Genomic DNA, 9364 nt, shown 5'->3' with positions numbered 1-9364 from the left:
GGCGGTGCGTCGAATCCGCCCCGGTCGGGCGACGTCGACGGTTCGGACGCTACCGGAGCCGGCTGTAGCGGCTTGACCGGCGCGCCGAGCTTCGCCTCGGGCTCGCCGACCACCTCGATCACGCCGTCCGAACCCCTGGTGAGGATCGGCGCGCTGGCGACCCCGACCATCCCGAGCTTCTCGGCGCGCTGGGCCAGGACCTCCGCCGACCGGGCGCGCTCGTTGGACGCCTGGAGGGCCTCCATGCGTTCGACGAGCTGGACGTTTGCGTCACGCGCGTTCTTGAGGTTGTAGGTGTCCTGGGTGGTCTGCGCGGACAGCAGGAGCGTGCCGCCGACGCCGGTACCGATGAGGAGGAGCATGACGACGACGAAGGGGATCCTCCCCGCGAGGTCGGCGGGACTCAGCCGTTCCGCGGGGACGACCACCGTCCGGCGGCCCCGGACAGAGCGGGTGACCGGCTTCCGGCGCAGGCCCACGGCCCCGACGCCTCTGACCGGCTCGGCGCCCTCGGTGGTGGTGCCGCGCCGGGTGTCGAGGTCGTCGGCGGGATCCGACGTGTCGATCGTGCTCGTCATGGGGTTCTCCCGTCGATACGCCGGACGCAGCGCACCCGGACCGAGGCCGAGCGCGGGTTGTGATCGATCTCGGACTGTGAGGCCTTCTCCGCACCGCGGGTCACGGCCTCGAACTCGGGACCGTGTCCGGGCAGTTCCACCGGCAGACCCGCCGGGGTGCGCGAGGCGGTCCGGGTGGTCAGTTCCCGCTTGACGATCTTGTCCTCGAGCGAGTGGTACGCCATGAACACCGCCCGCCCGTCACCCCTCAGCAGGTCGAGGTACCCGGGGACCGCGTTCTCCACGGCCTCGAGCTCGGCGTTGACCTCGATGCGCAGCGCCTGGAAGACACGTTTGCCCGGATGCCCACCGGTGCGGCGGGCGCCCTGCGGGATGGTGTCGTAGAGCAGCTCGACGAGCTGGGCGCTGGAGGCGACCGGATCTGTCTCACGGCGACGCACGATCGCGGAGGCGATCTGACGCGCGAACCGCTCCTCGCCGTAGACGCGGAAGATCCTGGCGAGGTCGTCACGCGGGTAGTCCGCCAGGATGTCGGCGGCGGTCGGGCCGGTGGTGGGGTCCATCCTCATGTCCAGCGGGGAGTCGACCGAGTACGCGAAACCGCGCTCGGCCACGTCGAGCTGCATCGAGGAGACCCCGAAGTCCAGCAGCACGCCGTCGATCGCCGGGCCGGCCGCGTCCCTCGCGTCCTCGGGGAGGCTGTCCACGATCAAATCGAAGTCGTCGAAGCGGGCGTGCACGGGAGTGAACCGGTCCCGGTAGGCGGTGAGTCTGCGGGTGGCGATCTCGAGGGCCTCGGGGTCGCGGTCGACCCCGACCACCCTCAGGTCGTCGAACTCGGCGAGGAGACGCGAGGTGTGACCGCCCAGACCCAGCGTGCCGTCCACGATCACCGGGCGACGGCCTTCCGCGGCCGCGGAGTCGACGACGGGCCGGAAGAGTTCGAGGGTGCGGTCGAGGAATACTGGGATGTGACCGGACCGGGCAGCCGCGCGGTCGGAGTCGGGCTCTTCCGCCATGTCGCCTCCCTCGCGTCCGGATGTCATCGGTGCTCCGGTTGTGGTGGAGCCCCCTGGTCCCCGTCCGGTACCCACCTGGCGTTGGGGAAGTACGTCAGGGTGGTGCCGGGCAGGGGCCGGGGGGCTCCGTCCGTCGTGCTGTCGTGCTGTCGTTCCGTCGTGCTGGTCCGTCCCGGGGATCAGAACTCGATCCCCAGCGAGGTGCCCTCCATCTCGGAGAACACGGGGAGGTTCTCCGCGCTGTAGCGGTCCCAGGCCTCGGCGTCCCAGACTTCGAGACGCTCTCCGAGGCCGTTGACCACGCAGTCCTTGCCGAGGCCCGCGTAGTTCCGCTGACTCGCCGGAATGGAGACCCGTCCCTGCGAATCGAGTTGTTGGACCTCCGCGCCGCTCACCAGGAGCCGGAAGAACGCCATGTGCCTCTCACTGAGGTTGGCGGTCGGCCGGACCTTTCTGACCAACGCGTCGAACTCGCGTTCCGGGAAGACCGAGAGCGTGTTGGTGAACCACCCACACACGACCACCCCGTCGGCCAGGCCAGGCCTGAATCTGGCGGGGATCGTCAGCCGCCCCTTGTCGTCGAGCTTGGGACGGTGCGTCCCGTACCCGACGAAGGCTCGTTCACGCTCGGAGTCGGTGGGATCGGTGTCGGTCACCCGCCACCTCCTGGGTTCAGGCCCCTTCGAGCTCCTCGCGTCCCCCACTGTACCCCACAACGCCCCACAAACAAGGCCTGTGCCCCACTTCTCCCCACCGACTTACATCTCTGCAGTTCAGAGCACGCTGCCGACCCGTGACCAGCTGGAGAACCCGCCGTGAGTCATGCCGGAGACGGCCACAGTCGGCGAACAGATGTGGTTTCTGTGACTATTTCACACCCTAGGGGCGAATGATGGGCTCCCGGTGGGGCGAAGTGGAGAGCCGGGGGGCGCACGGTGGGGCGCGCCGCCGCAGGGCGATCCGGCATCACCGAGTTCCCACGCGGCCGAGACGCTCGCCGCCGAAATAGGCGGGAGGGGCGAGCGCGGATGCGCTCGCCCCTCCCGGGACGTGATCAGTCGTTCTGGCTACTGCTCGAAGCGACGGCGGAAGCGATCCTCCATGCGCGAGGAGTAGCTCTGGCCCTCGGCCCCCTTGGTGGACGCCTTACCCGTACCCGGCACCCGGGCTCCGCCCGCGGAACCGGCCGACGAGGACGCCTTGGACGGCACCGCGCGCATGGCGAGCACACCCGCCGCGAACATCACTAGGAAACCCACGAGACTGAGGACGGGAAACCCGCCCGGTTTGAAGTCGAGTGCCAACCCGCCCACGAGGAGCGCGACCCCCACGAGACCGAGGATCACCACCAGCCCGGCAGGACGGCGGCCACCGGTCCCACCGGTCTTTCGAACAGACGACGCGAACTTGGGGTCGTCGGCGTAGAGCGCATTCTCGATCTCGTCGAGCATGCGCTGCTCGTGCTCTGACAGGGGCACTTCGACCTCCTTAGAACGCTCGCGGTTACGAGCTCGGCCGGCTCGGCCGTGTGACGTCGACCGTCTACGGGGATCAGCCGGTCAAGGGTTGACTCCATCATACGAGCGCGACGCGGTGGTGACCACCGGGATTCCGAGTACGCGGCAGAAGCCCGGTCCACAGGGCGTCCTCGACCTCACGCCGCCGGACCCAGTACTCCCAGCCGCTCGTCGACCAGGTCGAGGAAACGACCGACAGCCCAGAGGAAGTCATCCGCCATGCGGGGTGTGACCGTTCGGGGGAGCCCGTCCTCCACGGCGGCCGCGAGGGCCGAGTAACCGCCGAAGGCGGAGGCCCATTCCGCCAGCTCGGGAACCTCTGCGGCGAGCCGGTGCCACACATCGGACGGGCCCCTGCGACGCGGCCCCGGGGACAGGAGCGCCGCCGCCGCCGAACGCGCCGCCCGGTAGGACTCGAGAAACCGCTCGGCGGGTGACGACGCGGCCAGCGCCCGGCCCCGGTGGACCTCGGCACGACCTGCCCGACCGAGGGACCCGAGGCCACCCCCGCCCGGCGCACGAACTGCGGTTCTCGACGCCATCTCCGCTGCACCTCCCCTTCTGGACCCCACGGTATCGGCGGGGTACGACACAACTGGAGGTCGTGAACGCGCGCACGTGATGAGATGGGGTGGATGGACACCGTGATCACCAGCCTGGACGCCGGGGAGTTCCGTGACCGACTGCCGGAGGCGCTCGGTGTCTACGTCGACGCCATGGGGTACCCGTCCCAGGTGATCCGATCCCGCGCCCCCGCGTGGATGGAGCACAGCCACCGGGAGGGCTGGTCCGGGGTCGCGGCCTTCGAGGCGCCGCGTCGGCGCCTTCTCGGTCACGCCCGTGGGCCCCTGGTCGCCATCTGTTACGGCTACCGGGGCTCACCCGGCCAGTGGTGGTACGAGCAGGTCGCGCGAGGGCTGCGAGAACAGGATCAGCGCCTGCCGACGGACTACGTCGAGTTGACGGAGCTCCACGTCTCCCCCCGCTACCAGGGGCACGGCATAGGCACTGAGTTGCTCCGCAGGTTCCTGTCCGGTCGCACGGAGGGATCCGTGTTGCTCTCGACCCCCGAGGTCCCCGACGAGGCCAACGGGGCGTGGCGGTTGTACCGGTCGATGGGCTTCTCGGATGTGCTCAGGGCCTACAGGTTCGAAGGCGACGCCAGGCCGTTCGCCGTACTCTCGCGGTCGCTCCCCCTCACCCAACACGGAGGCCCGCGTGAACAACAGTCATGACGTCGTGGTGATCGGTTCCGGTCACAACGGCCTGGTCTGCGCCGCCTATCTCGCGCGGGCAGGGCTCGACGTCCACGTGGTGGAGAAGGACACCGTCCTGGGCGGCGCCACCTCCACTGTCGAGCGCTACCCCGGGCACCGCACGGATCGTGGCTCGTCGGCCCACCTGATGATCCGGCACACCGGCATCCCGGAGGAACTGGACCTGGCCGCCCACGGGCTGAGGTACGTGGACTGTGACCCCTGGGGTTTCGCCCCCGCCCCGCCGGGCAGCGACGCCCCGCCCCTCGTCTTCCACCGCGACCTCGACGAGACCTGTGCGAGCATCGCCGCCGCCTGCGGGCGGGCGGACGCCGACGCCTACCGCGGGTTCGTCCGCCGGTGGGAGGTCCTCGCCGGGCGGATGATGAAGGGGTTCAGCGTTCGCCCCACGGCTCCGCGCCTGGGTTCCGCGTTCCTCGGACGCGACGATCTCCGGGATCCCTTCGGCACGGTCCAGACCTTCCTGTCCTCCGGGGATGCGCTGCTCGACCAGACCTTCACGTCCGAGCGACTCAAGGCCGCCCTGTCCTGGTTCGGCGCACAGTCCGGGCCGCCGATGTCCCATCCCGGCACCGCGCCGATGATCGGCTTCGCCGCGCTCATGCACCAGACCCCTCCCGGCCGTGCGATCGGCGGGTCGGGCGCTCTCGCCGACGCTCTCGTCTCCGCCGTCCGGGCCGGCGGCGGATCGGTCACGGCGGGTGCCGGAGCGACGGCGATCCGCCGCTCGGGGGCCGGTTGGCGGGTGGATACCGCGGGGGGCCCGTCGTTGCACTGCTCGGCCGTCGTCGCGGCCTGTCACGTCCACACCACGCTGGACCTCCTGGCCCACGAACTCCCCGCGGCGGGCCTCGAGGCCTGGCGCCGCAGGATCCGTCCGGGGTTCGGGCTGGGGATGGTCGTCCGGCTGGGTACGACGGATCTGCCCCGGTACCCGGGTGTGCCCACGACCACCAGTGCGCACGGTCTGCAGTTGCTGGTGACGGACCGCCGTCGACTCGACCACCGGTACGGGGTCGCCGCGGCCGGCGGGCTCGACGCCGATCCCGCCGTCCTCGCCATGAGCTTCAGTTCGCTCGACCCCTCGCTGGCGCCGGCGGGTCGGCACGAACTGACACTGTGGTCGCAGTGGCACCCGCGGCACCTGGCGGACGGGCGCTCCTGGTCACAGGCGGGTCCGGGTGAGGCGGACCGGATCATCGCGGCCGCGGAGCGGTTCGCCCCCGGGCTCACCGACTCGATCGTCCACCGTCACGTCCAGACACCGGAGGACCTGGAGACCGAACTCGGCCTGATCGGCGGCAACGTGATGCACGTGGAGATGTCGCTCGATCAGATGCTCCCCATGCGGCCCCACCCGGATCTGGCCGGGCACACCGTCCCCGGCGCCGACGGCGTGTTCCTCGCGGGCGCCTCCACCCATCCCGGCGGGGGTGTCATCGGCACCAGCGGGAGGACGGTGGCGCGGCTCGTCGGTCGCCGACTCGGCACGTCGACGCGGCGTCGGCGCCGCACGCGGGCACAATGACGACCGTGATCGAACCGAGCACCACCGCGACCAGCCCCGTGACGGCCGCACACTCCCCCGCGCGTCGCCGGATCACGGGCGTCACCGCCCTGGTGACGATGCTGTTCGTCCTCACCGGGTGTCTCCAGCTGAACGCCCAGATGAGTGTGCGGAAGGACGACACCGTCTCGGGTCGCATCCTGGTCGCCGGCGACCAGCCGGCACAGGCGGCCGCCCTGGACCGGCTGTCCACTCCGTCCGGCCTCGAGCAGAAGGTGCGGATCACCGCCTACTCCGCGGACGGCTTCACCGGCAGGGAGATCTACTTCACCCAGTTGACCTTCGCAGAGGTCGACGCGCTCTCGCTGGCCATCGAGGTCGAGGGCGCGAGGCCGTACACCCTGGGTTTCCGCCGGAGCGGCGACACGGTGTCCTTCACCGGCTCGGTGGACCTCTCCGGAATACCGGCGGACCGGGCGGATTCCGCGTCCACCCGGGTGGACCTCACGTTCCCCAACCGCATCGGGGAGACGAACGGCACGCTGGGTGGGGGTAACTCCGTGAGCTGGACACCGGCGCCGGGGTCCATCACCCGGATGCAGGCGTCCTCGTCCTACCCGGATCCGGCGACCCGCGGTTTCGCGGTGTGGATGATCGTCGGGATAGGCGCCTCTCTACTGGTGTCGATCGGGACGATCCTGGCCGCCCGGACCTCGCGGGCCCGGTCGGACCGACTCGTACGCTGACCTCACGGGGAGCCGGTAGGGCGCACGGACCGCGGGAGCACCGCGTCAGGACCTGGTCGCCCCGACCCCCGGGGACGGGACCATCGACAGGTTGGCCAACACCTCATGCGTGGCACGGGAGAAGTTGAGGGTGTTGAAGTGCAGGCAGGGCACGCCCTCGCCGATCAGACGCTCACAGAGTTCGGTGGCGAACTCGATCCCCACCTCGCGGACCGCGGCACGGTCCTCCTCTGGCCCGTCACCCGCCGCCGCGCGCAACCGGTCGGACAGGCCGTCCGGGAGGGCGCACCCCGACAGCTCCACCATCCGGCGGACCTGACGGAGGCTCGTCACGGGCATGAGCCCGGGGATGATCGGCTTGGCCGCCTGCTCCGGGTCCGCGACCGCGAGACGGTCCCGGAGACGCAGGTAGTGTTCCACGTCCCAGAACATCTGCGTGATCGAGTACTCGGCGCCGGCGCGCAGTTTGTTGAGCAGGATCTCGGTGTCGTGGTCCAGGTCCCGCGCCCGGTAGTGCCCCTCCGGGAAGGACGCGACACCCACGTGGAAGTCCCCGACCTCGTGGATCAGTCGCACGAGCTCCTCCGCGTAGTGCAGACCCTCGGGGTGCGGGGTCCAGTCACCCAACGGGTCCCCGGGGGGGTCCCCCCGGAGGGCGAGGATGTTGGTGACACCGACGTCGGCGTACATCTGGATCATCTCGCGCAGTTCGGCGATCGTGTGCCCCACGGCCGTCAGGTGGGCGATGGGCACCAGGTCGGTCTCGCTGACGACCCTCTCGACGACCCTGACCGTCCGGTCACGGGTGGACCCGCCGGCCCCGTAGGTGACGGACACGAACGCCGCACCCAGTTCGGAGAAGACGGAGGCGGCCCGCCAGAGACGTGCCTCCGCGGCCTCGTCCCGGGGTGGGTAGAACTCGACGGAGAAGGGCACCCTGGGGGTGCTCGACGAGGCGATCCGGTCCACGATGCTCGGGTGTCGGTCGCCGCCCGCTGGGTCGATGTCGGGTAGCTGGGTCACCGGACCAGGGTAGCCCGACACGCGTCGGTGCCGACCTCCGCCCGGCGACTAGGATCACGGTATCGAGGGCTGCCGGGCGGCGGCGCCCGGAAGGGATGGTGACCGTGGTCACGGCGACTCGTCCAGACGACGGAGAGCGGATCCTCGGCGCCCTCCGCCGCCATCTCGACGGACGGCGCCGGGTCGTGTCAGGGGTCGACGATCGGGTCGACACCCTGGCGGGCCTGCTCGCGGACTTCGTCCTCAGTGGTGGCAAACGGATGCGGCCCCGGTTCGGCCTGGCGGGATGGTCGGCGGTGAACCCGGCGGACGCCGTCGTCCCGGACGAGATCGTCACCGCCTGCGCGGCACTCGAGCTGATCCAGGCGTGCGCCCTCATCCACGACGACATCGTGGACGCCTCCGACACCCGTCGCGGCCGACCCACCGTCCATCGCTCGATCGAGGCGGCCCACCGGGGACTGGGATGGTCCGGGGACCCCGCCCGGTACGGGGTCTCGCAGGCGATCCTCGTCGGAGACCTGGCCCTGACCTGGGCGGACGAGATGTTCGTGACCTCGGGCGCGGATCCGGCCGCACTCGGCCGGGCGCTCGCGCCCTGGTACGCGATGAAGACCGAGGTGCTCTCGGGTCAGATGCTCGACATCCTCGCGGAATCCTCCGGTGCGACGGACGAGCTGACGCCGGCCCGGATCAACCGGTTCAAGACCGCGGCGTACACCGTCGAGCGGCCGCTCCACATCGGTGCCGAGCTCGCCGGGGCCGGCGCCGACACCGTCGCGGCGCTCCGCGAGTTCGGTGTGGCCGTGGGGCAGGCCTTCCAACTCCGCGATGACATGCTCGGTGTGTTCGGTGACCCCGAGGTCACGGGCAAGCCGTCCGGGGACGACCTCCGTGAGGGCAAGCGCACCCTCCTGTTGGCCAGGGCGACCGCCCTGGCACCGACCGGGGACTCGGATTTCCTGCTCTCGGTCCTGGGCACCGACCTCGAGTCCGACGACCTCGAGCGGGCTCGCCGGATCCTCGTGGACTCGGGGGCGGTCGCCTCCGTCGAGGCGGAGATCGACACCCTGACCGTGCGGGCCCTGGACGCGATCGGTTCGGACGCGGTGAGCGAGCACGGCCGGGTCACCCTGCGCGACCTGGCCGAGGCCGCCACCCGTCGTCGGGCGTGACGATGGCACCGGGCCCGGCCCCGGGGGCCGTCACGCCCACCTCGTCGGATCCGTCGGCGCGGTCTCGCGCCGCCGTGGTGGCCGGGTCCCTCACCTCCTCCGCCCGCTCCGCCCTGTCCGGCCCCTCGGGTCCCGCCCTGTACCGCGGGATGCTCGGGTCCGCACTCCTGACCCTCGGCGGCTTCGGTGCCGGCGCCCTCCCGGTGGACGGGGGGCCCGCCGCCGCCGTGGGTCTGCTCGGGTTCACCTTCGGCCACGGCGAGGTCCTGGCCCTGACGCTGTGCTGGATCGGCGTGGCCCTGCTGTTCACCGCCTGGCTGGCACTGGGCCCGCGGGCGGTGTCGGGCCGACTCCCCACGCGAGACGCGGTCTGGGCCACCGCGTTGTGGTCGCTCCCGTCACTGCCCGCGGTGCCGATGTTCAGCCGCGACGCGTGGTCGTACCTCGCGCAGGGGGCGATGACCGCCGCGGGGGTCGATCCCTACGAGGTCGGCCCCGAAGCCAACCCGGGACCCTTCACCG

At 71.1% G+C, this 9364-nt stretch carries 10 protein-coding genes and 1 pseudogene; 5 read left to right on the top strand and 6 right to left on the bottom strand.

Going from position 1 to position 9364, the window contains the following annotated elements; all coding sequences use genetic code 11:
* From G6022_RS12820 to G6022_RS12800, 5 genes and pseudogenes are all read right to left on the bottom strand, one after another.
* Positions 1-578, bottom strand: a pseudogene (locus G6022_RS12820) (hypothetical protein); the annotation flags it as partial.
* Positions 575-1597, bottom strand: coding sequence for a 16S rRNA (cytosine(1402)-N(4))-methyltransferase RsmH (gene rsmH / locus G6022_RS12815; RefSeq protein ID WP_182639642.1), 1023 nt, complete (start codon positions 1595-1597; stop codon positions 575-577). The pseudogene G6022_RS12820 and the gene rsmH, both read right to left, overlap by 4 nt.
* Before the next feature lie 179 nt (positions 1598-1776).
* Positions 1777-2253 carry a division/cell wall cluster transcriptional repressor MraZ gene (locus tag G6022_RS12810; RefSeq protein ID WP_179525058.1) on the bottom strand — a complete coding sequence of 159 codons (477 nt, stop codon included), beginning with the start codon at positions 2251-2253 and terminating at the stop codon, positions 1777-1779.
* Between the two features lie 411 nt (positions 2254-2664).
* Entirely contained in the window at positions 2665-3075 is a 411-nt protein-coding gene (locus G6022_RS12805; RefSeq protein ID WP_179525057.1) for a DUF3040 domain-containing protein, read from the bottom strand.
* A gap of 176 nt (positions 3076-3251) precedes the next feature.
* Complete coding sequence (locus G6022_RS12800; protein WP_179525056.1) at positions 3252-3656, bottom strand: SAV_6107 family HEPN domain-containing protein; 405 nt, start codon at positions 3654-3656, stop codon at positions 3252-3254.
* A 93-nt stretch (positions 3657-3749) separates the two neighbouring features.
* Here G6022_RS12800 and G6022_RS12795 point away from each other — a divergent pair, with 93 nt between their 5' ends.
* The 3 genes from G6022_RS12795 to G6022_RS12785 are packed head-to-tail and all read left to right on the top strand — an operon-like array spanning position 3750 to position 6644.
* The gene (locus tag G6022_RS12795; RefSeq protein ID WP_179525055.1) at positions 3750-4349 is read left to right on the top strand and encodes a GNAT family N-acetyltransferase; all 600 of its coding nucleotides are present in this window, start codon (positions 3750-3752) and stop codon (positions 4347-4349) included.
* Positions 4333-5919: an NAD(P)/FAD-dependent oxidoreductase gene (locus tag G6022_RS12790; protein ID WP_179525054.1), complete on the top strand. Its 1587-nt coding sequence runs from the start codon at positions 4333-4335 to the stop codon at positions 5917-5919. Before G6022_RS12795 ends, G6022_RS12790 begins: the two co-directional genes overlap by 17 nt.
* Positions 5916-6644, top strand: a complete 729-nt coding sequence (locus G6022_RS12785; protein ID WP_182609691.1) for a DUF3153 domain-containing protein — start codon at positions 5916-5918, stop codon at positions 6642-6644. Before G6022_RS12790 ends, G6022_RS12785 begins: the two co-directional genes overlap by 4 nt.
* Positions 6645-6689: 45 nt before the next feature.
* Here the strand turns inward: G6022_RS12785 and metF are convergent, their stop codons facing one another.
* Positions 6690-7667 (bottom strand): methylenetetrahydrofolate reductase [NAD(P)H], encoded by a 978-nt coding sequence (gene metF, locus G6022_RS12780; RefSeq protein ID WP_182609692.1) that lies wholly within the window; start codon positions 7665-7667, stop codon positions 6690-6692.
* A gap of 95 nt (positions 7668-7762) precedes the next feature.
* Between metF and G6022_RS12775 the strand changes: the two genes are divergently transcribed.
* Both G6022_RS12775 and mptB read left to right on the top strand, forming a co-directional pair.
* Positions 7763-8842 (top strand): polyprenyl synthetase family protein, encoded by a 1080-nt coding sequence (locus G6022_RS12775; RefSeq protein WP_182639639.1) that lies wholly within the window; start codon positions 7763-7765, stop codon positions 8840-8842.
* A gap of 2 nt (positions 8843-8844) precedes the next feature.
* On the top strand, positions 8845-9364 hold a 520-nt coding region (mptB, locus tag G6022_RS12770), incomplete at its 3' end, for a polyprenol phosphomannose-dependent alpha 1,6 mannosyltransferase MptB (RefSeq protein WP_182691688.1).

This window comes from Dietzia sp. Cai40, assembly GCF_014145165.1.
Classification (GTDB): domain Bacteria; phylum Actinomycetota; class Actinomycetes; order Mycobacteriales; family Mycobacteriaceae; genus Dietzia; species Dietzia natronolimnaea.
Note: the sequence above shows the minus strand (reverse complement) of the source record. Positions and strands in the feature narration are given on the sequence as shown.